The following is a 25,904-nucleotide window of genomic DNA, read 5'->3' as shown; positions in this document are numbered from 1 at the left end:
CAGAAATGTCATTCTGCCTATTGACAACAGTGTTGTGCTGTGATATAATTTAGATGTCTTCGGGGCAGGGTGAGATTCCTGACCGGCAGTTATAGCCTGCGAGCCGCAATGCGGCTGATCCGGTGTGATCCCGGAGCCGACGGTATAGTCCGGATGAAAGAAGATGACTGCGCCGTTTTTACGGTAAATCGGATTTCCTGCCCCCGTATGTACGGGGGCTTTTTGTATTTTTACGAGAGGGAGTGTCATCATGGAGCATGAAGATTATATGCGCAAGGCTCTTGCTCTGGCTGAATGCGGTATGGGTCATGTTTCGCCTAATCCGATGGTGGGAGCTGTCATAGTGCGTGACGGTGAGATCATCGCTTCGGGATATCATAAAAGGTACGGCGACCTCCATGCCGAACGCAGTGCTTTTGCGGAATGTGACGCAAAGGGCATAGATTGCCGAGGAGCTGATATGTATGTCACCCTGGAGCCCTGCTGTCATCACGGAAAGCAGCCGCCATGCACCGATGCGGTGATCGAACACGGCATAAAACGCGTGTTTGTAGGTTCTTCCGACCCTAATCCTCTTGTTGCGGGTAAGGGAACAGCTATACTTCGGGAGCATGGGATAGAAGTCACCGAGGGCGTGCTGAAAGATGAATGCGACCGCCTGAATGAGATATTCTTCAAGTTTATCACGACAGGTCTTCCGTTTGTTACCCTGAAATATGCCATGACCCTTGACGGTAAGATCGCCTGCTATACAGGCAAATCTCAGTGGATAACAGGTGAGACGGCACGAAATCACGTACACCGTGAAAGACTGCATCATGCGGCGATAATGGTGGGCGTTGGTACGGTGCTGGCTGATGACCCAATGCTAACCTGCCGCATCGAGAACGGCAGAGATCCTTTGAGGATAATATGTGATACTCATCTGCGCACACCTCTTGACAGCAATATCGTGCGTACATCGGATAAAGTTCCGACACTGATAGTCTGCGGTGATGCGGACAGCGGCCGTATCGGTGAGTATGAGAAATGCGGCTGTAAGGTGCTGAGTATGCCTGATAAAAATGGAAGTACCGATCTTGCGGCACTTATGGCATATCTCGGAAAAGAAAAGGTAGACAGTGTGCTTATCGAGGGCGGCGGAACGTTGGGCTGGTCTGCGTTGGAAAGCGGGATAGTCGATAAGGTGATGGCTTATGTTGCACCTAAGATATTCGGCGGAAGTACCGCGAAAACTCCTGTCGGCGGACAGGGCGTGGCTGTGCCCGATGAAGCTTTCATGCTGGAAGACCGCAGGATAACCGAACTTGACGGCGATATACTTATAGAAGGACGGGTGAAGAAATGTTCACGGGACTGATAGAGGAAACAGGCACTGTATGCGAGGTCTGCCGAAACGGAAATGCATCTTTTATACGCATAGCCGCTGAGAAAGTCCTTGAGGGGACTAAAGTCGGTGACAGTATCGCAGTAAACGGCGTGTGCCTTACGGTTACCGAGCACGACGGCAAGATATTCAGGGCTGATGTTATGAACGAGACCCTTAGCCGATCTTCGCTGGGAACACTGAAACAGGGAAGCAAGGTGGATCTTGAAAGGGCGATGTCGGCGGAAGGCCGTTTCGGCGGGCATATAGTTTCGGGTCATATCGATGGTACGGGCACTGTCAGCAATATTAAGCAGGACGGAATCGCTGTTAGGTATACCATATCGGCGGACGAAAAACTGCTGAGGTATATAGTCGAAAAAGGCTCTGTAACATTGGACGGCATAAGTCTTACCGTGGCTGCGGTGACAGATACGGACTTTACTGTATCCGTGATACCTCATACTGCCGAGCAGACCATACTGCCGTATAAAAAAGTAGGGGATATAATAAATATCGAAACGGATATCATAGGAAAATACGTGGAAAAGCTGCTGCGACCTGCCGAGCCGAAAAAAAGCGGCGTTACCATGGAGCAGCTTATGAAGAACGGATTTATCTGAGGAGTGGGTATATGTTTGAATATAATACTATTGAAGAAGCACTGGAAGCTCTGCGAAACGGAGAGGTCATACTTGTGACCGATGATGAGGACAGAGAGAACGAGGGCGATATGATATGCGCGGCACAGTTCGCGACCACCGAGAATGTGAACTTCATGGCTGCACACGCTAAGGGTCTGATATGTATGCCCGTCAGCGAAGCTATCTGTCACAGGCTGCATCTGCCCCAGATGGTGGATTACAATACCGATAATCATTCGACAGCATTTACTGTGTCGATAGACCATGTGGATACGACTACAGGCATATCTGCGGAGGAAAGGGGATATACGGCAAGAGCCCTTGCAGACCCCAGCTCTAAGCCCGAGGACTTCCGTAGACCCGGTCATATGTTCCCGCTGACAGCCAAGAAAAACGGCGTTCTTGAACGTGAGGGACATACCGAGGCTACCGTTGATCTGATGAGACTGGCAGGTTTGGAAGAATGCGGTCTCTGCTGTGAGATAATGCGCGATGACGGCACCATGATGCGTACAGAGGAACTTCAGGAAAAGGCTAAGGAATGGGGCATGAAGTTCATAACGATCGCACAGCTGAAAGAGTACCGCAAGGTACACGATAAGCTTGTGGAGCGTGTGGCTGATACCAAGCTGCCCACCAAGTACGGCAATTTCCGTGCAATAGGCTTTATCAACAAGCTGAATGGCGAGCATCACGTGGCACTTGTTAAGGGTGATATCGGAAATGGTGAGGATATACTCTGCCGTGTACATTCCGAGTGCCTGACAGGTGATGCTTTCGGTTCGCTGAAATGCGACTGCGGACAGCAGTTTGCGGCGGCTATGACCGAGATAGAGAATGAGGGCAGGGGTATACTGCTTTATATGCGTCAGGAGGGCAGAGGTATAGGTCTTATAAACAAACTGCGTGCCTATGAACTTCAGGACAAAGGTATGGATACCCTTGAAGCTAACTTAGCACTTGGCTTCCCCGGAGATATGAGAGAATACTACATCGGCGCACAGATACTCCGTGATCTGGGCTGTAAGACTCTCAGACTTCTCACCAATAACCCCGATAAGATATACGGTCTGAGCGGTTTTGGCATTGAGATAAAGGAACGTGTGCCGATCCAGATGTCTGCCACCGCATACGATCTGTTCTACTTAAAGACAAAACGTGATAAAATGGGTCATATTCTTGACTACTGATAAATTTATAAGGAGCTGTTATTATGAACACTTTTGAAGGAAAACTTATCCCCGAGAACGTGCGAGTTGGTATCGTAGTTGCACGTTTCAATGAATTCATCACATCGAAACTGCTGGGCGGCGCTGTTGATACTCTTGTACGTCACGGTATATCCGAGGACGCTATCGACACTGCATGGGTACCCGGTGCTTTCGAGATACCGCTTATCGCAAAGAAGATGGCAAAGTCAGGCAAGTATGACGCAGTTATCTGCCTTGGCGCGATAATCAGGGGCAGCACTTCTCACTATGATCTGGTTTGCAACGAAGCTGCAAAGGGCATCGCACAGACTTCACTTGAAAGCGGAATACCTGTTATGTTCGGTGTTATCACCACCGAGAATATCGAGCAGGCTATCGAGCGTGCAGGCTCAAAGGCAGGCAACAAGGGCAGCGAGTGTGCTGAGGGTGCTATCGAGATGATAAACCTTATCAAGGCTATCGAAGGCTGATAAACTATAACATGAAGAACGGATAGACCGTTAATATCGGTGGCTATCCGTTTTTTTGTACATTTATATTATCCTGAACTGTGTGGGTGTCATGCCCTCGTAGCGGCTGAACAGTTTTGTGAAGTAGCTTCCGCTGCAAAATCCTACTTTTTCGGATATAGCTTCAACGGACATATCCGTTGTTGAAAGCAGTTCCTTGGCGGTCTGAATACGCCGCTTGGCGATATATTCCATTGGGCGGCATCCGAGATGACGCTTGAACAGCCTGCAAAGCTGCTGCTTTGAAAGACCCGTCACAGTGCACAGTTCTTCCATAGTGATCTTGTTCATATAGCTGTTATTTATGTGGTCGATAGCCGTGACGATAGCGCGGTTGGAGGTTTTCACAACTCTTCCCGAGTTTTTCTGCTGATAAAGTTCGATGAGAAAATTATACAAATATCCCGATGCTCTGAGGTTGCCGTTTATGCTGTCACCGAGTATTGATTCGTGCATTCGTGAGAAGAAATGTTCCAGCAAAGCCAGATCTTTTATCTCAAAGACTGTTGGCTTTTCCATTCCGATGTACTTCAGCAGATAATCACAGGCATATCCGTCGGGCACGACCCAGTGAATGTCCCAGTCATCGGAAGTGGGATAGTATTCGTGAGGATATCCCGCAGGCAGGAATATCGCGGTATGCGGGGGTATTTCAGTGATATTTCCGTCAATGCTGAGAATTCCGCTCCCCTTTGTGCAGTAGAGTATCTGCGGGTGTGGGAAACCTCCGCTTCTGGCAGTGTGCGGCTGACAGGTGTGCTTGCCGATATTGTCAATGAATATGGGCAGACCAAGCTCCTTGTTTTTGATGGGATAATCATTGAAATACATTTTCGATCCTCCTCAAAAAAGATGGTACTATTGTTATGATAATATACTATCATTTATTGACATCTTTGTCAATATGGGTATAATATATAGTAACAGATTTATTTCCGACTATATCACAATATTAGTTATAGTGGTTGGCTTATGAGAAAATCGTTATATAATTTACCATAACATTATAAAGGAGAAACTATGGATATTTCCAGTATTGCAAAAAAAGGTTCACCAAAATCAGAGATGATATACCACGAAGACCCGCGTATGCTCCATATCGGTACACTGCCCGATCATGCATATTTTATACCATTCGGGAAAGATCAGGACGCTTTTGCCGCGCGTGGGAACTCGCAGTATTATGAACTTCTGAACGGAGAATGGGACTTTTCTTATTACGATAGCATTATCGATATACCCGATGATTTCACGGATATGCAAAAGTGCAAAAGTATTCCTGTGCCATCAAACTGGCAGTTGAACGGATATGATAAGGCACAGTATACCAATATAAACTATCCGATACCCTACGAGCCTCCTTATGTTCCCGATGATATCCCTGTGGGCGTTTACGGCAGAGAATATAATTATACTCCCGACGGCCTGCGGCGAATACTCTGTCTTGAGGGTGTTGACAGCTGTCTGTATCTTTATGTTAACGGAGTTTTCGCGGGATATTCACAGGTATCGCATCATACCTCCGAGTTTGATATCACCGATCTTCTCCATGAGGGCACTAACCGTCTGACCGTTGCTGTACTTAAATGGTGTGACGGAACATATCTTGAAGATCAGGATAAGTTCAGGCTTTCGGGTATATTCCGTGATGTTTATATGCTTTCGCGTCCCGAAAAGCGTCTGCTAAATTTCCGTATCACAGCCGAACCCGACAGCACCTTTACAAAGGGTGAATTTCGTGTTTCGGTAGAGGGTTCATCGGCAAAAATACGCCTGTATGACGGAAAGACCCTTATCTGTGAGGGTGATGTATCTGAGGATAAGCCTTTTGAATGTGAGGTCACAGATGTAAAGCTGTGGTCAGCTGAAAGTCCTTATCTGTACAGTTTGGAGATCGAAACGGAGAGCGAACTGATCGGCGAGAAAGTCGGATTCAGAAAAGTCGAGATCACGGACGGAATTTTCAAACTGAACGGCAAGCATATCATACTGTTGGGTGTGAACCGTCATGACAGCTACCCCGACACAGGCTACTACGCTGACCGAGAGAAAATGCTTCGTGACCTTACACTTATGAAGCGAAATAACATAAACGCTGTGCGTACTTCTCACTATCCGAATGCCCCCGAATTCTATGCCATGTGCGACGAACTGGGGCTGTATGTTATAGACGAAGCCGACCTTGAAACTCACGGCTGTGTGAATGTTTACAATGATCTTAAATGGTCAGCGGAGAACGCATATAACGGTATCGCACTTATTGCAAAAGACCCTCTTTTCCGAGAGGCTATACTTGATCGTGAGCGTCTTCTCGTCAGCCGTGATGTGAACCATCCCTGCGTGGTGATATGGTCACTTGGAAATGAATCGGGTTACGGTGAAAACCTGCGTGAAGCCGCAAAGCTGATAAAGTCGCTGGACAGCACTCGTCCCGTACATTATGAGAGCACCCATAAGCTTGATGAAACATCAGATGATGTTCTTGATATGGTTTCGGAGATGTACACTTCACCCGATGATATTCGCAAGTTCCTTGAAAGAGAGGACGAAAAACGTCCCTTTATACTGTGCGAATATTGTCATGCCATGGGCAATGGCCCCGGCGACCTTGAAACATACCATGAGCTATTTATGGAAAGCGACAGGCTTATGGGCGGACTAGTCTGGGAGTGGGCTGACCATGCGGTGATCTTTGGATATACCGCAGATGGCAAGCCGAAATACGGCTATGGCGGTGACAGCGGTGAACGTCACGATGATGGAAATTTCTGCATGGACGCTCTCTGCTATCCCGACAGAAAACCTCACACAGGTCTTGCCGAGGTGAAGCAGGTATATCGTCCTGTTCGCGTAACTCGCATATCCGCCGACAGATTTGCAGTAAAAAATCTCCTGCGTTTTATTGATGCGGGTGAATATCTCACCTGCAACTGGGAAATAACCTATGATGGAGGAAAGGCGGCATCGGGAAGTTTTGATTTTTCAGCTGAACCTATGGGCTGTGCGGAAATAACTATCCCCGAAGCAGAACAGACTTTTGAGAATGATGCATATATCCGTTTTATTTTCACAGCAAAGAACGGATACAGCGTGTTTGCCGATGGCGAGGAAGTCTGCTTCGATCAGATAAAGATATTCACAGCGAAAAAAAAGACTGTTATCTTCGCAGGTAAAGCTCCCGAATTTACCGAAACACCCCTCAGATATGAGATAACAGCAGGTGAAATAAGATATGTCTTCAACAGGCGGACAGCACAGTTTGATGCTATTTCCAAGAACGGCAGAGATCTGCTTGCAAAACCCATGGAGTACAACTTCTTCCGCGCCCCTGTTGACAACGACACGATGAAGAATGACTGGTACTCGGCGCATCTGAACGACTACATCACAAAAGTATATGAAACGAGTATATCAGCGGAAGACGGCTGTGCAGTCATTCGTGTGAAGCAGTCCTTCGGCTGGAGCATATATCAGCCATTTGCGAAAATGACAGCCGAATACCGTATCGGAAGTGGCGGAGAACTGGATATCAAATGCGATTCGGAGTTCTCAAACAAGGTCGAGTTCCTGCCAAGATTTGGTCTCAGGCTGTTTGTTGAGAAATCTTTTGACACTATCGAGTATTACGGTTACGGCGAAAATGAAAGCTATAGCGATAAGCATCAAGGATCCTATGTGGGCAATTTCAGCGCAAAGATAGCCGATATGCATGAGGACTACATCAGACCTCAGGAGAACGGTTCTCACTGGGGCTGTACGAGAATGTCGGTGACAAACGGGAATGATACCCTCGCATTTTCAAACCCCGATGGCTTTTCTTTCAGCACTTCGGAATATACTCAGGAAGAACTTGCTGAAAAGCGACACAACTTTGAACTTGTAAAGTGCGAACACAATGTAATATGCGCAGATCTTGCGATGGCAGGTGTAGGCTCGGCGGCCTGCGGACCACAGCTTGCTGATAAGTACAGGCTCCCGCTCCCGAAGATAAGCGGTAGGATAAAAATAGTACCAAATTGACAGAAATAAATCAGCGACGGCATCACACAAACGTGATGTCGTCGCTTTGTAATTTATTTAACGGCTTTAAGTTTCCATTTTCCGCTTTTGTATCTCAATATGCTGACTGCACCTGTAATTGCCCATGTTATGGCAGTGGTTATCCAGATACCGCGCCAGCTTATGAAAGGTATCCTTGTAAGTACAAGCGAGAAAAGTATCCTGCAAACTACTTCGGTGATACCGTTGACCAGCGAATAGCCTGTATCGCCCGCGCCGTTTAAAAATCCCCTTGTGATATGTATAGCCCCGAGAGGGATATAGCAGCTTCCTGTGATGATAAGTGCCAGTGCGCCGATTTCTTTTGTACGGCTTCCGTTGACGAAGATACCGATAACATTCCTGCCGAAAAATGCAAACAGAATGAACATGACTGCCGCAAATACCGCGCCTATCTTCATTGAAGCTCTGTATCCTTTGACCGCACGTTCCTGCTTGCCTGCGCCGATATTCTGTCCTGTGAAAGCAGTCACTGCCGCACTCATACTGAAATATGGCTGATGAACAAGCTGTTCTATCCTCATTGTGGCGGTATATGCAGTCATTATGTTCTCATCAAATCTGTTTGTAACGCTTTGCAAAGCTACCATAGAAAGCGATATCAGACCATTCTGTGCAGCTATCGGAATGCCTGTGGTTACACATTTTTGGATGAGTTTAGGATCGATCTTCAGTTCTCCTTCTTTCGGGCGGATATCTGCATTTGTCTTAAAGCAGTAGATTATACAGCTTGCCGCTGAAATTCCCTGAGCCAGAACAGTTGCAAATGCCGCACCGCCGACTCCCATCTTGAAACTGATCACAAACAGCAGATCAAGTATGACATTAAGTATCGTTGATACTATCAGAAATATCAGCGGAGTTTTCGAGTCACCAAGCGCTCTCATGACGGAGTTTATCCAGTTGTAGGCGGCTACACATATCGTACCTGCGCAGGCTATCTGCATATATGTTGCCGCGCGTCCGAGGAGGTTAGCTTTGACTCCCAGAAAAGTCAGGATCTGCCTTGCGAACAGTACAGAGGGGATAGTTGCCGCTATGGCGAATATCAGTGTTATCACCGCCGAGTTGACCACCGCCGCACGGACTTTATCGGGGCGACCCGCACCGAAATACTGTGATATCAGTACTCCTGCACCTATCGAAAGCCCTATGCACAGTGTGTAAAACAGGTATGTTATCGAACCCGTAGCACCCACAGCCGCAAGAGAATCATCGCCAAGATATTTACCGACTATCATTGTATCAACAAAATTGTAGGTCTGCTGCAAAAGGTTTCCCGCTAAAAGGGGAAGCGTAAAGCTGATTATACATTTTGCTTCGCTGCCCTCTGTCATTATCCTGCTGCTTGACATCGTATACCTCCATTATAAAAATAATACTCCTATTATAATGCTGATCAGGTCAAAAGTCATCTGAGATAATGTGAATATTCTTATAATTATTATGGCAGACAGCTTCTGCTTTTGAGATCGATCATGTTACGTCAGAGTAATATTTTTGAAAAAATGCAACCGATGCAATACTTTGGGTTAGCAGTAAAGTGAAAGAATACTGCCAACTGTTGTTACAGCCCATAAGCAGGGTATGTCAGCTGAATAACCATTTTTATTTTCATGTCTGGTGATAATGCACAACAATTTCCGACTAACTATATATGAAAAGTAAACATTAGATGAAAATATATAATTCCTATTGACAAACTAGAGATTACAATGTATAATAAATCATAGCAAAATTATAGGAATAAAATATTTCCTCATACCAGAAAGGAAAGATAAGTATGTCAGAATTACTCAGGATAGAAGATCTCTCGGCTGCGGCTGAGGATAAGGAACTGCTTCACGGTGTATCGCTTGAAGTATCGGAGGGTGAAACTCACGTTGTGATGGGTCATAACGGTGCAGGCAAATCAACTCTCGGCTCGGTGATAATGGGCAGCCCCGAATATAAAGTTACAGGCGGAAAGCTGATATTTAACGGCGAGGATATCACTGCACTGGGTGCGGACAAGCGTGCAAGGCTGGGTATATTCCTCTCGTTCCAGAATCCCATCGAGATACCCGGTATCACACTTTCGGATTTTCTGCGCAACGCTCTTGAACAGGTAACAGGCAAGCATCTGAAGCTCTGGGATTTCAAGAAAAAGCTGGCAGCTGCAATGGAGCTTCTTGATATGGACAGCTCATATGCAGACCGTGACCTGAATGTGGGATTTTCAGGCGGTGAAAAGAAAAAGGCTGAGATACTCCAGCTGCTGATACTGGAACCTAAGCTTGCGATACTCGATGAAACGGATTCGGGTCTTGATGTTGACGCGGTCAAGACAGTATCCAAAGGCATTGAAGAATATAAAAAGCGTACAAACGGTGCGCTGATAGTTATTACACATAACACGAAGATACTTGAAGCGCTGACCGTTGATAAGACACATATCCTTTCAGCAGGTAAGATAGTTTCGGAAGGCGGCGCAGAGCTTGTAAATGAGGTCATCGAAAACGGCTTTGAGCAGTTCGCGGGCAGGGAGTGATATTATGAAGGAAAAAACACAGGTAGTCGATATCGACCGTTCGCGATATGATTTCCGATATGAGGAAGATGAGAGCGAATATCTTGAAAGCGGCATCGCGCCCGAAATAATCAAAGCGATATCCGATGAAAAGAATGATCCCGAATGGATGCGGGAATTCCGTCTTAAATCTCTTGAAATATATGACCGTACACCTATGGTGGACTGGGGTCCCGATATATCAGGGCTGAATGTTGACAGTATCGTTGCATATATCCGTCAGAAAAACCGTATGAAGACTGACTGGGAGGACGTTCCCGAGGATATCAAGGAAACCTTTGAAAAGCTGGGTATCCCCCAGGCAGAGCGTGAATCGCTGGCAGGTGTGGGTGCGCAGTATGACAGCGAACTTGTATATCACAATGTCCGTAAGGAGGTAGCGCAGTCAGGCGTTGTTTATACCGACCTTGAAAGTGCTATGCATGACCCCAAGTATGCTGAGATCATAAAGTCCCATTTCATGAAGCTTGTACCTCCGACAGATCACAAATTTGCGGCACTTCACGGTGCGGTATGGTCGGGCGGATCATTCGTATATGTACCAAAAAATGTACATCTTGATATCCCTCTGCAAAGCTATTTCAGACTCAACGCAAAGGGCGCGGGACAGTTCGAGCATACCCTGATAATCCTTGAAGAGAACAGCTATCTGCACTTTATCGAGGGATGTTCAGCACCGAAATATTACGAAGCATCGCTTCACGCAGGCTGTGTTGAGCTCTATGTCGGCAAGGGCGCAAAACTGAGATATTCTACCATAGAGAACTGGTCGAAGAATATGTACAATCTCAACACAAAGAGAGCTCTTGTAGAAGAAAACGGAACCATAGAGTGGGTATCGGGAAGCTTCGGTTCTCACGTATCTTATCTCTATCCTATGAGTGTATTGAACGGCAGGGGAGCTAGCGCTGAGTTCACAGGCATAACCTTTGCAGGTGAAGGTCAGAACCTTGATACAGGTGCAAAAATGGTTCATAATGCTCCCGAGACTTCTTCGTATATGAACACAAAATCCATCTCGAAGAGCGGCGGCATAAGCACTTTCAGGAGCGCTGTTGTCGTTAAGGAAAACGCTAAGGGCAGCAAGAGTTCGGTGAACTGTGAGTCCCTTATGCTCGACAGCATATCTCGTTCGGATACGGTTCCTGTTATGGATATACGCACAAAACAGTGTGATGTCGGACATGAAGCTAAGATAGGACGCATCAGTGATGAAACAGTTTTCTATCTGATGTCAAGAGGTCTTAGCGAAGAACAGGCGAGGGCAATGATAGTCCGCGGTTTTGCAGATAACGTTTCTAAGGAGCTCCCTCTGGAATACGCAGTTGAGATGAACAATCTCATCGGTCTTGAAATGCAGGGAGGCATAGGGTGAATAATATGAGCGATACAAAAATTAATATTCTGCCCGTGCCCACATTCAGATGGCTCGGGGTCAATGATTATAAACACGATATAAAAGAATTTCAAACCGGATCAAGCGAGATATCGGTTTCCGAAAATGAAACCAAATCGGAAGTAGTATATATTGACCGTGAGGGTTCAACCGATATCCGTATCAGTGCTGAAAACGGTTCAAAGATAAAGCTGGTTCAGGTGTTTGATGTAAAGGGTCAGGCAAAGTCGAAAGTTACGGCTGAACTTGGTGAGAATGCATCACTGGAACTGGTCGAGCTGTTCCTCGGCGGAGAGGTCGTAAACGAGATAATCACCGATCTTAAAGGCAGAAAAGCATCATTTGAAGCTGATATCGGATTCAAGCTTGACAGCGGTGACAAACTTGACATAAATCTTGTAGCCGATCATCACGGCAGAAAGACGATATCCCGCATAAACGCAAGCGGTGTTCTGGGCGGCGATGCGGAAAAGACTTTCAAGGGAACCATCGATTTCAAAAACGGTTCTGACGGTGCAAAGGGCGCAGAAAAGGAAGAAGTTCTCCTTATGAGCGATACCGCCGTCAACAAAACAGTTCCGCTGATACTTTGTGCCGAGGAAAATGTTGAAGGAAATCACGGTGCATCTGTGGGACGTATCGACGAAAAACAGTTCTTCTATATGCAGTCCAGAGGTATTGACGAAGAAAAGATCTATGACCTTGCGGCTCAGGCAAAGCTTGCAAAGGTCATCAGCAGGATAGATGACAAGGAGACGCTTTCCAGAATTTATTCGCGTCTCGGAAGAGGTGATGACAGTGAGTGATAAACTATTTTCAAAGGCAGATTTTCCTGTTTTTGAAAAGTATAAAGATCTGGTCTATCTCGATAATTCCGCAACTCAGCAGAAGCCCCGACAGGTGCTTGAACGTGTTGAGGAATACTATCGTGAGGAAAATGCCAATCCCCTGAGAGGACTTTACGATCTCAGCGTAAAGGCGACAGATGCATATGAAAATTCCCGTGAAAAGGTACGAGAATTCATCGGTGCCAACAGTACCAAGGAGATAATTTTTACCAGAAATGCCAGCGAGAGCCTGAACCTTATCGCGTACAGCTGGGGCAGAGAAAATATCACCAGCGGTGATGAGATACTTGTGGCGATATCCGAGCATCACTCCGATCTTCTTCCTTGGCAGCTGCTTGCAAAAGAAAAGGGCGCGACCCTTAAATATCTCGATTGTGATAAATTCGGCAAATACACGGCAGATGATCTGAAAAAAGCCCTGACATCCCGTACAAAGATATTTGCAATAGCGCAGATATCCAATGTATTCGGCAGGGTAAATCCGATAAAAGAATTTGCAAAGATCTGTCATGAAAATGGTACACTGATCGTATGTGACGGAGCACAGAGCGTGCCCCATATCCCTGTCGATGTCAATGATCTTGACGTTGACTTTCTTGCATTTTCGGGACACAAAATGCTGGCACCAATGGGTATCGGTGTACTTTACGGAAGAGAAGAACTTCTTGAAAAAATGCCCCCATTCCTGTCGGGCGGTGAGATGATAGAGTACGTTACCCGCGAGGGTGCGACTTATGCCGAACTTCCCCACAAGTTCGAGGCAGGTACTGTAAATGTCGGCGGTGCAGTTGGTCTTGCGGCGGCTATCGATTATATCAATGATATCGGTTTTGAAGCTATCGAGAAGCGCGAGAACGAACTCACAGAACTTGCTTTCAACGAGATGAAAAAGATACCTTACGTGAATATCATAGGTTCAGAAAAAGCAGAAGATCACCATGGTATACTGACATTTACCATCGAGGGTGTTCACCCCCACGATATCGCAGCGATATTCGATGCAGACAATATAGCGATACGTGCGGGACATCACTGCGCTCAGCCACTGCATCAGCATCTGAGTGTGCAGTCAACTACGAGAATGAGCCTTGCATTTTATAATGACGAAGAAGACATAAAGCGTTTTATCGAAACACTTAAAACAATAAGAAGGAGAATGGGATATGACAGATAATTTTTACGGCGAGGTACTTGCCGACCACAATCTGCATCCGCTACACAGGCACGACCTGCCCGATGCGACCCATGTGTGTAAGGGTCTGAACCCTACCTGCGGTGATGATATCGAACTGCATCTTGATATACATGACGGTGTTATCACGGATGGTTCCTTTACGGGTCTAGGCTGTGCGATATCCCAGGCATCGGCAGATATAATGCTGGAGCTGATAATCGGAAAAACTCCCGATGAAGCAAGGTACTATGCTTCACTTTTCCATAAGATGATCGAGGGAATAATAACCGACGAAGAACTTGAAGAACTGGAAGAAGCAGGAGCATTGCAGAACGTTTCAAAAATGCCCGCAAGGGTGAAATGTGCAATGCTCAGCTGGAATACTATGGAAAAACTTTTGAATGGAGGTGACAGTTGATATGAAGATCTCAACAAGAGTCGAACTTGGTATCGTAGCGCTTGCGGATATCGCAGTGAATTCCGAAAAAGGCAATACCGTATCCTCTGCGGAGATAGCTGAAAGACAGAATATTTCCCAGAAATATCTTGAACAGATAGTATTGGGACTTCGTCAGGGCGGTTTTGTAAAGGGTCAGAAAGGTTCTCACGGCGGATATGTCCTCACCCGTCCTGCGGATAAAATATTCCTCTCCGAGATACTCAATGCCCTCGATAACAATATCCTTGCAGATACCTACGAGGCAGAAGACGACCAGGATAACAACAATATCAGGGCTTCCGTAAACAGTTGTCTCTGGGGAAATATAAACAACTATATGCGTCGTTTTACCGAGCAGATGTCCCTTGCCGATCTTATCAAAGAGTGTCAGAACGAAACTACCGAAAAGAAGAATTATATGTACTATATCTGATAATACTTTTAAATGAATACCCCCGAAGCGGACAGATCTGCGCTTCGGGGGTATTATTATTTGTCATGAAATATCAGGGCTGGCTATATAAAACATAGAAATCTTCGCCGTCATTCACAGCCTTGACCAGTTCCATCAGTTCCTGTATAGAATGTTTGTCAAGCCATTCTTTGATCTCATGCTTTGCGCATAAATAGTGAAATTGACGCTCGTCTTCATCTTTAGATTGGAACTCGGAGAATGAATCCATATCTTTCAAAGGAGTAGCTTTTTTACCGTTGTCAGTCCTTTTGACCCAGTTCTCATAGCTATATTTTTCGCGGTAATCATTCTGTGTTGCAAGTCCTTCATCGAACCATACCGGCAGATTTCGCTGAGTGTCAGATGAAATATATGAGTGCAGTTCAGCATGAGTAAATTCATGTGCAACTACATCAACATTGAAATACTCATTCGATAAACAGATATAATCTTTCTTGGTAGGGAATGGAAACGTTGTTGTGTCTTTTTCACCTATCTTATCAGATATCTTCTTGTCATCGCAGATGACGACCATTGTGTTATCAAGACATTGCATATCCCCGTAAAAGTTTTTTACACGTGCTTTTGCTTCTGAGGTCACTTCAAGGATCTCGTCGGGGGTCAGTGAATTATCCTTGTTGAGATATACATTATTCTCTATTTCCTGAAATTCCGGTCTGAATGGGATACTTTGGATATAGCCGATCTTTGTGAACTGAAAATACCAGACTGCTGTAATTAAAAGCAGTGCCAGTACAATAAAAATGATTAAAAATTTTTTCTTTGATCTTGCTTTCATGGTGTCCGTCTCCTTTATATTTTTTGATCTGTCTGTGATTAATATTATACTGCTAAATATTGATAATGTCAACAGTTAACTTTATATTATATCTGCTGTAAAAAATCCCCCGTCATCTGACAGGGGATTTTGCATCTATATTATCTTATCTTCAACGAACTTATCAAGCACTGCATCTATCTGTCCGCTTACCTCAAACACGCGGACGTTTTTCGATATCAGATACGCTGCTGCACCTTCGCCGATTTTCTGCACCAGCAAAGCATCGCAGTCCGAAAGCAGTTCGATAATTTTATCGAAACGTGTAGTATCATGACCGAGTGAATGCTGACAGGCAGCTAATGCATCGCGTACATCAAGAAATTTATGACCTGTTTCATTCAGCTCATATACTCTAAAGAAATTTGCATGACCGAAGTGTTCGTTTACTGTAAAACCATCGGATGTTGCTACAGCTATTTTTGACATTTTATGTACCTCACTTTTAAAAATATCTCCTGCCGTCTGACAGGAGATATCTGTTATTATTTATATGTTGCCAACGCAGTGTTGTAGATATCCTCTATAACTCTGAGTCCGCCTGTATAACCAACATAATTCGTTGTCATAACTATGCGGTAAGGTGTAGGACAAGCGATGGAGAGAAAGTCTGCATTGATCTCGGCTGCAAGTTCCTTATCCCAGCCGCTGCCGAGGATAAGACCTCTGCCCTTGTGTTCAAGACCTCTGATAACGTCCTGCATAGCACCTGCATCGGGGTCGAAATATACAGGGATCTCACGCTTGTCAGATGTAGCCTTGATGTCTGCTTCGATCTGTTCCTGATACTTCTTCGGAACATTATCAACTATGAACTGCTCCTTTGGAACAAGTCCTGTTTCGTGAAGCAGGAACTTTGTCAGACCAACAACATATCCGGCATCGTGGAGGATATGTACATAGCTGGGAAGACCGTAACGGAATTCCAGCAGGAAAGTTGCAAGGTTGTCAAGCTCCTCATAGTAAGCTTTTTCCTCTTCTTCGATGAACTTTCTTGCCTTCTTTTCATCGATCTCCGCACCCTGTTCAAGTGCAAAATCTACCACGCCGTTCAGGAACTTTGTAGTCTCGTTTGCACCGACAGGCAGGTAGCCGAACTTGAAATAAGGCTGACCGTATCTGCGCTGGAGATTTTTTACGATGGGCTCACCGTACCAGGGAGATACGAACACATTGAAGTTCGCCTTGGGTATAGTCTGCCATTCCTTTACGCCACCCGAGTGAGGTCCGAAAAGGATATTTACTTTCAGACCCAGACCTTCAAGCAGTCTCTTGTACTCTTTCAGGTTGCCCTTCCAGAACTGATCCTGATAGGGTATGGAAGCTATAACATTTACCAGATTTTTCTCCGAGCGGAAGGGATTTTCTTCCTCAAAACGGCTTACGTACTGGTCGATGATAGCATTTACCACAGCCGAATGTGATACATAGTTGTTGGATTTGAAGCCCGAAGTTTCAACATGAACGATGGGTCTGTCTTCTTCAAAAAGGAACTCATCTGTAACACTTGCAACGTCATCACCAACGATACCTGCGGTACATCCTGTAACGACAACCTGCAGATCTGTATCCAGAACCTTGTAGGTGTTCTTTATAATATTGCGGAGTCTGTCGGTTCCGCCGAATACAACTTCTTTCTCGCTGAAATTCGTGCAGGGTGCAGTTTCACCGCCTGCGTAACCTGACGAACGTTCAAAAAAGCCCTTTATCATAACTCCGCAGCCGGGACCCGAGTGAAGTATCGGTACAGCGCGGGGGATAGCTACTACAGTCTGCAATGCGCCTATGGCACAGGTGTAGCGCTCCTGTTCAATAAGTCCTGCCATATTTATTTCTCCTTTACTTTCCCAAGAATGTGTAGGGCTCCTGATCCAGCCACCACTTTGTATAAGGGTTAGCTGAGTGCTTAGCCAGATTCTTTACGAACTCATCGTTCTCGATAGTTTCGAGTATGCGCTCGCCGTAGTTTACCAGACCCTCATAGCCCATGCCGAAATGCTCATCGCCCACCAGCAGTGAAGGTATGCCAAGCTTTGCGCCCCAGAGAGTCATGCCGCCGTGACGTGCCAGAAGTATATCGGGCTTGATGCGGTTGAGTACGTTAACAAGTTCAAACTCCTGCTTGTTGCAGACGTTGTAGTTGGGAACATCGCCGTAATCCGATACGGTATGTCTTAGGGTATCAGCACGCTCGTCCTCGTTATCGTACTGAGGATCGTGGTGGAATATCGCAGCGCCCTGAGGCTCCATGCCCAGTTCTTTCAGCAGAGCCAGCAGAGAATGTCCGTGGGAAGCACCTGCCGTAACGTAAGCGGTCTTGCCCTTCAGCTTCTCTCGCAGAGCTTCGATCTTGGGCAAATATTCTTTCTTCTTGCGTGCGAGGAATTCTTCAACTTCCTTTTCCTTGCCGATTATCTGACCCAGTTCTCTGAACCAGCGGTCGGTCTGTGCGATACCGTAAGGGGGAGAATTGCGTATCTCGGGTACTCCGAACTGCTGTTCCAGTGCTGCGCCGAGATATGAACCAAGTGTGGAACAAGCCTGTATAGTAAGTGCAGCTTCACTTGAATAGCTCAGGCTGTCAACAGTTGCAAAGGGAGTGATATAGTTTGGCTCATAACCGAACTCTGCGAACCATTCACGGAAAATATCACTGCCCCAGAAGTTGATAACATTGATGATATTTCTCTTCTGTCTTGCAGGCTTGATTATCTTTCTTGCGATACCATGGTATCCCGCATCGAAGCCCGATGTCCACATCTTTGAACGGAAGCCTTCGCAGAATACTGCAACTACGGGTATACCAAGTTCTTTCTGAGCCGCATTGGTAACGCTCTCAACGTCATCACCGATGATACCTGCCGCGCAGGTGGTTATAACGAATATCGCACTGGGCTTAGCGCGTTTATGTACCTCACGGATAGCAGCTTCAAGCTTCTTGCTTCCGCCGTAGATGGTATCCTTTTCCTCTAAGTTGGTGGAGTATATCTTTCTCTGTGTGGGGTGGTCAAGCTGTCTGAGATATGCGTTTACGCGGTAGGTGAAAGCAAACTCATGCAGACAGGTCGAACATCCGACAGGGCCGTGGGAGATTATAGCAGCGTCCTGTATAAGTGTCAGGGTACAGGCAGCATTGGAAGTACCGCAGCCGAGGCACTGGCTGAAAGAACGGTTCTTGTCCTTCATTTTTCCGCCGCAGGCAGAGCAGGCATCTACAAGCTCCTTTGCAGTACCCTGAAATCCTGTGATCGAGTTGAGACGTATCTCACGTATCTCGACCTCAGGTATATTCAAATTAACTTTACTCATTATCAAAACTCCTATTCTGAACGGGTCATACCCGATCCCATATAAGATTCAGCTTCCGAAAAAGTATGTCAATATATTCAGACCGTATCAGATCTTGTAATCGTCCTTCAGATCGTCCATCAGACCATACTCAACAAGGATCTCTTCAAGTCTTTCCTGAGTCATGGGCTTGGGTATTACGAACATATCGTTCTGCTCGATCTTCTCGGCAAGTGCTCTGTATTCGTCAGCCTGCTTGGATTCGGGGAAGTGCTGGATAACTGTCTTCTTGCGGATCTCTGCACGCTGTACATCGTTATCACGGGGAACAAAGTGGATCATCTGTGTACCCAGTTCCTTAGCGAATGCTCTTACCAGTTCAGCCTCACGGTCAACGTTTCTGGAGTTGCAGATGATACCGCCCAGACGAACACCGCCCTGTCTTGCATATCTGGCGATACCCTTTGAGATATTGTTTGCCGCATACAGAGCCATCATTTCGCCCGAAGCGACGATGTATATCTCCTTAGCCTTACCTTCACGTATAGGCATTGCGAAACCTCCGCAGACAACGTCACCAAGTACATCATAGAATACATAATCCAGATCTTCGGTATATGCACCCAGTCTTTCCAGCAGACCGATAGATGTGATGATACCGCGTCCTGCGCAGCCTACGCCGGGCTCAGGTCCGCCTGATTCAACGCACTTTGTGCCCATGAAGCCTTCCTTCAGGATAGCGTCCAGCTCGATCTCGTCCTCACCCTGATCTCTCAGTGTATCCAGAACGGTCTTCTGATGCAGACCGCCCAGCAGAAGTCTGGTGGAGTCAGCCTTAGGGTCGCAGCCTACTACCATTACGTTGTTGCCGCGTTCTACAAGTCCTGCGGTAAGGTTCTGTGTTGTAGTGGACTTACCGATACCACCTTTACCGTATATTGCGATCTGTCTTAATTCTTTAGCCATTTTACTTTACCTCATTTCAAATCTTAATTAATATCTTTTATATTAAATACCGTATATGGTATTTTGAAATACGATCATATATTTCATATGGTATTTTAACCGTGTGAGAATGTATCTTTTCTTGTCAATCTCTGCAAGTTCTGATATATCTCTTCGCCGTAATCCTTGCCGCCGGGGATACCGACCGCATCTGCGCGGCATCTCTGGCAGTGTCTGAATACATCGATATATTTCGATGCTTTCAGTATCACTCTTTCAAGTTCCACGCAATCGGGTTCGCGGCAGTCTTTCAGTTTGTGATTTGGTATCAGCGGTATGATATTGTATATCGTAGCGCCCGCTTCGGCAACTGTTCTTGCGACTTCTTCGATATGGTCGCCGTTTATCTCGGGAACGAATACCGTGTTGACTTTAAGCGTCATACCTGCATCACTGAGTATCTTTATACCTTTCAGCTGCTGCTCGATAAGTATATTTGCAGCTTCTACACCTGTATAATGCTTGCCGTGCCAGATGATACCATCATTGAGCTTTGCTTCTATCTCGGGATCAACTGCATTAACCGTGACCGTAAGGGAATCTATCCCCACATCGAGTATCTCCTGTGCTTTTTCAGCAAGCAGAAGTCCGTTTGTGCTCATGCATTTCACAAGCTCGGGATATTCCTCCTTTATCAGCTTGAAAGTCTCCAGTGCATATGGACTTGCAAGTGTATCTCCCGGTCCTGCTATTCCCGCAACGTGTATATCGGGACAGACCTCAAGTGCCCTTCTGATAGCATCTAATGCTTCCTCCGGGGTTATAACTGTCCTGCTGACACCGGGTCGGATCTCGTAATTGTTGAAACTGCGTTCGCAGAACCGACATTCGATATTGCAGCTCGGGCTTATGGGAAGATGTATTCGTCCCGACCCGTTTTTCTCGCCTCTGGCAAAGCAGGGATGCTTTGTAGTCAGTTCTTCGTATGAGATCGCCATTTGTCCACCTCCCATTGTTTTTCTTCCATCAGCAGACATATAGCCTGCTCGATATCTAGCGGTATCTGATAAACAGTCTTTCCGTTTTCTTGAATATACTTCTTTGCCCCGGGACCAATCCTTTGCGCAACTATCGCTGATACATCACCAAGCTGTTCAAGCACTGCGCCGAACTTTGAAACTTCGTGCCATCCGCCGTTGCACGGGGGACGAACTTCTGTCTGACCTGTTATGTCATATTCTTCTTTCTCGGTATCAAGTGTGACGATATAGAATCGTTCAGCCGAACCGAAATGACTGTCTACCCTAACTCCGTCGGAGCTGGCAAATGCAATTTTATATACCATTAACTCACCGCTATCCGAATAATCCTGTACTGAAATATCTGTCGCCTCTGTCAGGGAGAACGACTACGATATTTCCCTTATCTATTGTTTTAGCCAGCTTTAAAGCTGCTGCCACAGCCGCGCCCGAAGACGAACCGGCGATTATGCCTTCTTTCCTTGCGAGATCGCGTACTGTTGAAAAAGCTTCCTCATCATTGATCTTTATGACCTTATCCACAAGGCTTATATCCATCGTTTCGGGGATAAAATCATTTCCGATGCCCTCTATGTTATAATCGGCGTGTTCGCCGCCGCCTATGGTCGAGCCTTCGGGATCAGCGAGGACACCTATTGTTTTACTGTGATCTTTGAGATATCTCACGATACCCGAATAAGTTCCGCCGCTTCCTGCACCTGCTACCAGATAATCGATATCACCGTTAAGGTCATCGAATATCTCCTTGCCTGTGCCCTCATAATGCGCCAGAGGATTGTTCGGGTTTTTGAACTGTCCCAGAGATATCGAATCAGGTATCTGCGCTTTCAGTTCTTCAGCCTTGCGTACTGCACCCAGCATACCCTCGGCACGGGGAGTATTTATTACCTCCGCACCAAGCGCCCTCATGAGCGCCTGCTTTTCAGCGGAAAATTTCGTCGGGACAGTGAAGATCACTCTGTAACCTCTTCCGAGTGCTGCGAATGCAATTCCAAGTCCCGTGTTTCCTGCGGTAGCTTCAATTATCGTACCGCCCTTTTTTAAGAGACCCTCTTTTTCGGCTGCCTTGACCATGTATTCACCTATGCGGTCTTTGACGCTTCCCGAGGGATTATACATTTCCAGCTTGCCATAAATATGTACATCGGGGGAGACCCCCATATTTTTCAGCCTGACAAGTGGTGTGTGACCGATAAGGTCATGCATATTCTCATACAGCATATTACTTTACCTCACTTTTTGCGATAGCCTGATCAAGGTCATTCAGAATATCATCAATATTTTCGATACCGATCGAAAGTCTTATCAGACCATCGGTTATACCGACCTTTTTGCGTATCTCTTCGGGTATCGAAGCATGAGTCATGCTTGAGGGGTGGCATACCAGCGATTCAACACCGCCCAGGCTTTCAGCCAGTGTTATCAGCTCAAGGCTCTCGAAGAATGTGTTGATATCGTAATTGTCCTTCAGTTCAAAGGATATCATCACACCGCCGTTCTTGGCCTGACGCTTGTTGACTTCGTATCCCTTGTCGGTAGGAAGTCCCGGGTAGTGAACGCTCTTTACAGCACTGTGTTCAGTCAGATACTTTGCAGCAGCTTCTGCATTTGCAACGTGTCTGTCGAGACGTACACCCAGTGTCTTGATACCTCTTATCAGCAGAAAACTGTCAAAAGGAGGAAGTACACCGCCTGTGGAATTCTGTATGAACGCCAGCTTTTCTGCAAGTTCAGGTGTCTTGACTACTGCCAGACCTGCAACGACATCGCTGTGTCCGCCGAGATATTTGGTAGCTGAATGAAGAACTATATCAGCACCAAGTTCAAGGGGTCTCTGTAAATACGGTGTCATGAACGTGTTGTCCACGATAACCAGGAGACCATGCCTGTGAGCTATCTCAGCGATCGCCCTTATATCGGTTATCGTCATCAGAGGATTTGCGGGGCTTTCTATCAGTACAGCCTTTACATCAGGTGTTATATCCTTTTCAAAAGCCGCAGGATCCTCTGTATCAGATATGGTATAGTTTATATCAAAGTGATCGAATACCTTGGAAAGCAGTCTGAACGTTCCGCCGTATACATTTGAAGATATCAGCACTCTGTCACCTGTATTCAGCAGACTGAGTACTGCTGTTTCAGCGGCAAGACCGCTTGCAAAAGCAAATCCTGCGTGGCCGCCTTCAAGTTCTGCGATAAGCGCTTCAAGAGCTTCTCTTGTGGGGTTGCCTGTTCTTGAATACTCATAACCGCGCATCTTTCCGAGACCGTCCTGTTTGAAAGTCGAGGTCTGATAAATGGGAACATTCACAGCACCTGTTCTTTCATCTATTGATATACCGCCGTGTATCAGAGCAGTTTCAATATTGTTGTAGCTCATAGTTCATACTTCCTTTCATATTATTCTTATCTGTTTAGTATGATTTATATCGTGACTATATTGTACAACATATTCTGCTATTTGTCAACACCTAAACAATACCTAAATGTGATAACGTTATCACGCCCTCAGATGTAATATTCAGGCTCGTTCAGCTCACCGTAAGGACGGCAGCTTTCGCGTATTATCAGCGTGCCCTCAACTTCAAGCCGTGAGATTATCCTGTGTCCGCCCTTTATACGGTCCAGCAGGAGCATCAGCGAAAAGCGCACCATCTCGTTCTTTGGCAGTGATATCGTTGTCAGCATGGGTCTTGTGTACTGCGCCGCATCGATATCATCGTTGGATATGATCGAGGGTGAATATATCTTTGATCTTCGTCGGCTGAGAGCTTTCAGCATACCCACCGCAAGGATATCATTTGCACAATATATACCCGACGGCGGATCTGCAAGCCCTGAAAAGTATTCCAGAGCTGCGATACCGTTTGCTTCGTTAGGCGTAGTATCATAGATATAGTCAATATCGGGTGTCAGATGATATGTTGTCATCGCCGTCTGATATCCCATGAACCTCGATTCATTGTGGCAGTCGCCTACATATCCTATCTTTGTGTGACCGAGCTTTGCAAGATATGCTATCGCAGTGCGGGCTATCCTGCTGCCGTCACACAGCACCTCATCAACTTCATAATTTGTCGAGTTTCGGTTTATCGAAACGATATTCTTTTCCTTGGTCTTCAGCTGTTTCAGCGCACGGCTGGTCGCCTTGCCTATTATGATAAGTCCGTCAGACTTGTGTGTGCTGTCGCGGTAGAGTTCTTCGACAAGGTTTTGCAGTCTGTCGTTCTGGATTATCCTTTCATCTGAAAACTCACTCCGATGCCATACGTTATTCACTATACAGCTGCTGTTTCTCAGCTCTTTTTCAAGTATCATCAGAAGCTCATCATAGAATGGGTCGGCGGCACCGCTGCCTAAGTGGGTAACAAGGATATTTATGTGATATATCCTGTCCTCATTCCTGCCCCCCGCTCTGAGTGAACGGGCATTTGCATTCGGGATATAATTTATCTCACGGGCAGCCTCTATTACCCTTTGCCTGACTTCCTCACTGGAACATTTATGGTTCGGATCGCTGAGTATCCTGCCCACGGTCGATACCGATACTCCTGTCATTTTTGCTATTTCTTTCAGAGACATAATTTTGCTCCCTTTTGTGAAATATAAGAAATCCTATCTGATATATATGATTATATCACTTTATTTCCTAGTTGTCAACTAGGTTAATTGTTAAATTTTTGTAATTTCGACTCTTATAAAAAAGACATCCCTGCAAAATACAGAGATGTCCTGATGTCAGAATTATCACAGCAGACCTGCTGCCTTGAATGCCTGTTCAAGATCTTCGATAAGATCGTCTGCGTCCTCTAATCCCGCGGAGATACGTATCAGATTGCGTGGTATCTCAGCCAGCTTGAACTCGTCCTCGGTCAGCTCTGAATGAGTAGTATTTGGAGAGTCAACTATGAGAGAACGTGCGTCACCGAGGTTTACATGATAGTGGAAAAGCTTGATGTTGTTAAGGAACTCAGCTTCCTGCTCGGGTGTGCCCTTTATACCGAAGGACAGTACTCCGCCGCCGCCGTTTGTGAGATGCTTGTCAGCCAGTTCCTTGAACTTGTAGCTTGCAAGGCTGGGGTGACGAACCCATTCAACAGCAGGTGAGCTTTCCAGATATGCAGCGATCTTAGCAGCATTCTTTGACTGTTTGGATACACGTTCGGAAAGTGTCTCAAGACCGATAATACCCAGATATGCGTCCTGAGGTGAGAGCGCAGCGCCCAGCAGATTCAGGTATACAAGTATCGCACGGAATATAAAGAAATTATCCGGGAATATATCCGCAGGAGACTTGCCGCCCAGCATTACTATCGGCTTGTAGAACTGAGGATATCTCTCCTTGGTGTACAGTGACATATCACCGTTATCAAGTATAAGTCCCGCAATGAGATTGCCGTGACCTGTCAGTGCCTTTGTTGCAGAGTATACAACGATATCAGCACCGTGCTCGAGAGGTCTGTAAAGATAAGGTGTTGCAAGGGTATTATCAACTACAACAGGTACGCCGTGCTTGTGAGCAACTTCGGATATAGCATCGATATCCAGCAGATATGCATTTGGGTTGCTGATGGACTCAACATATATAGCCTTTACATCATCGGTTATCTCAGCATCAAGCTTTTCAGGGTCAAGTATAGCATCGGTGAGCTTGATATTTACACCGAACTCGGGGAACAGTCTGTCGAATGCGTCTATCGTGCCGCCGTATACGTAAGGCGAAGCAAGTATCGTGCCGCCGCCTACTGCCAGGTTCAGCAGTGTGTAGCTGATAGCAGCCATGCCCGAACCTACTGCAACTACGTTCTTAGCGCCGTCAAGTGCCTTGACTCTCTCTGCGAAATAGTTAACTGTGGGATTGCCAACACGGGTGTAAAGATATCCTGCTTCCTTGTATGTAAAAAGGTTCTGTGCGTGCTCGGTGCTCTTGAAATCATAAGCCGCAGTCTGATATATAGGGGGAGATATCGCCAGGTTGTTATCCAGAGGGCTGTAACCCGCCTTTATTTTCTTTGTATCAAATCTTAATTCTGCCATGATGATCTTCCTTTCGGTTTTGGTTTGTTTTCGATGTTTACAGTTTACCCGAAAACAGCAGAAAGGTCAATGATAAAAGGTGATATC

At 46.1% G+C, this 25,904-nt stretch carries 24 protein-coding genes and 1 riboswitch; of the genes, 11 read left to right on the top strand and 13 right to left on the bottom strand.

Annotated features, from left to right (window positions below):
• Positions 1 to 51: 51 nt before the first annotated feature.
• Positions 52 to 169, top strand: a riboswitch (FMN riboswitch).
• An 81-nt stretch (positions 170 to 250) separates the two neighbouring features.
• From ribD to ribH, 4 genes are read left to right on the top strand one after another with little or no spacing between them, the layout of a single operon-like run.
• Positions 251 to 1,360 carry a bifunctional diaminohydroxyphosphoribosylaminopyrimidine deaminase/5-amino-6-(5-phosphoribosylamino)uracil reductase RibD gene (gene ribD / locus N773_RS0107620; RefSeq protein WP_024857233.1) on the top strand — a complete coding sequence of 370 codons (1,110 nt, stop codon included), beginning with the start codon at positions 251 to 253 and terminating at the stop codon, positions 1,358 to 1,360.
• Complete coding sequence (ribE, locus tag N773_RS0107615; protein ID WP_013498284.1) at positions 1,345 to 1,989, top strand: riboflavin synthase; 645 nt, start codon at positions 1,345 to 1,347, stop codon at positions 1,987 to 1,989. Before ribD ends, ribE begins: the two co-directional genes overlap by 16 nt.
• A gap of 11 nt (positions 1,990 to 2,000) precedes the next feature.
• The gene (locus N773_RS0107610; protein WP_024857232.1) at positions 2,001 to 3,200 is read left to right on the top strand and encodes a bifunctional 3,4-dihydroxy-2-butanone-4-phosphate synthase/GTP cyclohydrolase II; all 1,200 of its coding nucleotides are present in this window, start codon (positions 2,001 to 2,003) and stop codon (positions 3,198 to 3,200) included.
• Positions 3,201 to 3,223: 23 nt separating this feature from the next.
• On the top strand, positions 3,224 to 3,691 hold the full coding sequence (ribH, locus tag N773_RS0107605) for a 6,7-dimethyl-8-ribityllumazine synthase (protein WP_024857231.1): 468 nt from the start codon (positions 3,224 to 3,226) through the stop codon (positions 3,689 to 3,691).
• A gap of 63 nt (positions 3,692 to 3,754) precedes the next feature.
• Here the strand turns inward: ribH and N773_RS0107600 are convergent, their stop codons facing one another.
• Positions 3,755 to 4,561, bottom strand: a complete 807-nt coding sequence (locus tag N773_RS0107600) for an AraC family transcriptional regulator (protein WP_024857230.1) — start codon at positions 4,559 to 4,561, stop codon at positions 3,755 to 3,757.
• A gap of 189 nt (positions 4,562 to 4,750) precedes the next feature.
• On the opposite strand from N773_RS0107600, the gene N773_RS0107595 reads away from it, so the two are divergent.
• Complete coding sequence (locus tag N773_RS0107595; RefSeq protein ID WP_051454268.1) at positions 4,751 to 7,750, top strand: glycoside hydrolase family 2; 3,000 nt, start codon at positions 4,751 to 4,753, stop codon at positions 7,748 to 7,750.
• Positions 7,751 to 7,803: 53 nt separating this feature from the next.
• Here the strand turns inward: N773_RS0107595 and N773_RS0107590 are convergent, their stop codons facing one another.
• A complete protein-coding gene (locus tag N773_RS0107590) occupies positions 7,804 to 9,144 on the bottom strand; it encodes an MATE family efflux transporter (protein ID WP_024857228.1) in 1,341 nt (446 codons plus the stop codon).
• A 428-nt stretch (positions 9,145 to 9,572) separates the two neighbouring features.
• Here N773_RS0107590 and sufC point away from each other — a divergent pair, with 428 nt between their 5' ends.
• The 6 genes from sufC to N773_RS0107560 are packed head-to-tail and all read left to right on the top strand — an operon-like array spanning position 9,573 to position 14,648.
• The gene (gene sufC, locus N773_RS0107585; protein WP_024857227.1) at positions 9,573 to 10,319 is read left to right on the top strand and encodes a Fe-S cluster assembly ATPase SufC; all 747 of its coding nucleotides are present in this window, start codon (positions 9,573 to 9,575) and stop codon (positions 10,317 to 10,319) included.
• A 4-nt stretch (positions 10,320 to 10,323) separates the two neighbouring features.
• Complete coding sequence (gene sufB / locus N773_RS0107580) at positions 10,324 to 11,733, top strand: Fe-S cluster assembly protein SufB (protein ID WP_024857226.1); 1,410 nt, start codon at positions 10,324 to 10,326, stop codon at positions 11,731 to 11,733.
• 5 nt (positions 11,734 to 11,738) lie between these two features.
• On the top strand, positions 11,739 to 12,560 hold the full coding sequence (locus N773_RS21155; protein ID WP_155250867.1) for a SufB/SufD family protein: 822 nt from the start codon (positions 11,739 to 11,741) through the stop codon (positions 12,558 to 12,560).
• A complete protein-coding gene (locus N773_RS0107570; RefSeq protein ID WP_024857224.1) occupies positions 12,547 to 13,776 on the top strand; it encodes a SufS family cysteine desulfurase in 1,230 nt (409 codons plus the stop codon). Before N773_RS21155 ends, N773_RS0107570 begins: the two co-directional genes overlap by 14 nt.
• Positions 13,766 to 14,194: a Fe-S cluster assembly sulfur transfer protein SufU gene (gene sufU, locus N773_RS0107565; RefSeq protein ID WP_024857223.1), complete on the top strand. Its 429-nt coding sequence runs from the start codon at positions 13,766 to 13,768 to the stop codon at positions 14,192 to 14,194. Before N773_RS0107570 ends, sufU begins: the two co-directional genes overlap by 11 nt.
• A gap of 1 nt (position 14,195) precedes the next feature.
• Positions 14,196 to 14,648, top strand: a complete 453-nt coding sequence (locus N773_RS0107560; protein ID WP_024857222.1) for an RrF2 family transcriptional regulator — start codon at positions 14,196 to 14,198, stop codon at positions 14,646 to 14,648.
• A gap of 73 nt (positions 14,649 to 14,721) precedes the next feature.
• Here N773_RS0107560 and N773_RS0107555 read toward each other — a convergent pair whose 3' ends face one another.
• From N773_RS0107555 to N773_RS0107505, 11 genes are all read right to left on the bottom strand, one after another.
• Positions 14,722 to 15,468, bottom strand: a complete 747-nt coding sequence (locus tag N773_RS0107555; protein ID WP_024857221.1) for a hypothetical protein — start codon at positions 15,466 to 15,468, stop codon at positions 14,722 to 14,724.
• Positions 15,469 to 15,603: 135 nt separating this feature from the next.
• On the bottom strand, positions 15,604 to 15,936 hold the full coding sequence (locus N773_RS0107550; protein ID WP_024857220.1) for a NifB/NifX family molybdenum-iron cluster-binding protein: 333 nt from the start codon (positions 15,934 to 15,936) through the stop codon (positions 15,604 to 15,606).
• Positions 15,937 to 15,992: 56 nt separating this feature from the next.
• Positions 15,993 to 17,333: a nitrogenase component 1 gene (locus tag N773_RS0107545; RefSeq protein ID WP_024857219.1), complete on the bottom strand. Its 1,341-nt coding sequence runs from the start codon at positions 17,331 to 17,333 to the stop codon at positions 15,993 to 15,995.
• Positions 17,334 to 17,346: 13 nt separating this feature from the next.
• Complete coding sequence (locus N773_RS0107540; protein WP_024857218.1) at positions 17,347 to 18,816, bottom strand: nitrogenase component 1; 1,470 nt, start codon at positions 18,814 to 18,816, stop codon at positions 17,347 to 17,349.
• An 87-nt stretch (positions 18,817 to 18,903) separates the two neighbouring features.
• On the bottom strand, positions 18,904 to 19,761 hold the full coding sequence (nifH, locus tag N773_RS0107535) for a nitrogenase iron protein (protein WP_002851636.1): 858 nt from the start codon (positions 19,759 to 19,761) through the stop codon (positions 18,904 to 18,906).
• Between the two features lie 95 nt (positions 19,762 to 19,856).
• Positions 19,857 to 20,738: a radical SAM protein gene (locus N773_RS0107530; protein WP_024857217.1), complete on the bottom strand. Its 882-nt coding sequence runs from the start codon at positions 20,736 to 20,738 to the stop codon at positions 19,857 to 19,859.
• Entirely contained in the window at positions 20,714 to 21,085 is a 372-nt protein-coding gene (locus tag N773_RS0107525) for a NifB/NifX family molybdenum-iron cluster-binding protein (RefSeq protein ID WP_024857216.1), read from the bottom strand. The genes N773_RS0107530 and N773_RS0107525 overlap by 25 nt, the downstream gene beginning before the upstream one ends.
• Positions 21,086 to 21,095: 10 nt before the next feature.
• Positions 21,096 to 22,001 carry a PLP-dependent cysteine synthase family protein gene (locus tag N773_RS0107520; protein ID WP_024857215.1) on the bottom strand — a complete coding sequence of 302 codons (906 nt, stop codon included), beginning with the start codon at positions 21,999 to 22,001 and terminating at the stop codon, positions 21,096 to 21,098.
• A gap of 1 nt (position 22,002) precedes the next feature.
• A complete protein-coding gene (locus tag N773_RS0107515; protein WP_024857214.1) occupies positions 22,003 to 23,160 on the bottom strand; it encodes a trans-sulfuration enzyme family protein in 1,158 nt (385 codons plus the stop codon).
• A 128-nt stretch (positions 23,161 to 23,288) separates the two neighbouring features.
• Positions 23,289 to 24,362, bottom strand: a complete 1,074-nt coding sequence (locus tag N773_RS0107510) for a LacI family DNA-binding transcriptional regulator (RefSeq protein ID WP_024857213.1) — start codon at positions 24,360 to 24,362, stop codon at positions 23,289 to 23,291.
• A 165-nt stretch (positions 24,363 to 24,527) separates the two neighbouring features.
• Complete coding sequence (locus N773_RS0107505) at positions 24,528 to 25,817, bottom strand: O-acetylhomoserine aminocarboxypropyltransferase/cysteine synthase family protein (protein ID WP_024857212.1); 1,290 nt, start codon at positions 25,815 to 25,817, stop codon at positions 24,528 to 24,530.
• Positions 25,818 to 25,904: the final 87 nt, after the last annotated feature.

This window comes from Ruminococcus albus AD2013, from assembly GCF_000526775.1.
Classification (GTDB): Bacteria; Bacillota; Clostridia; order Oscillospirales; family Ruminococcaceae; genus Hominimerdicola; species Hominimerdicola alba_A.
The sequence above is the reverse complement of the archived record's forward strand: the minus strand, read 5'-3'. Positions and strand labels throughout refer to the sequence as shown.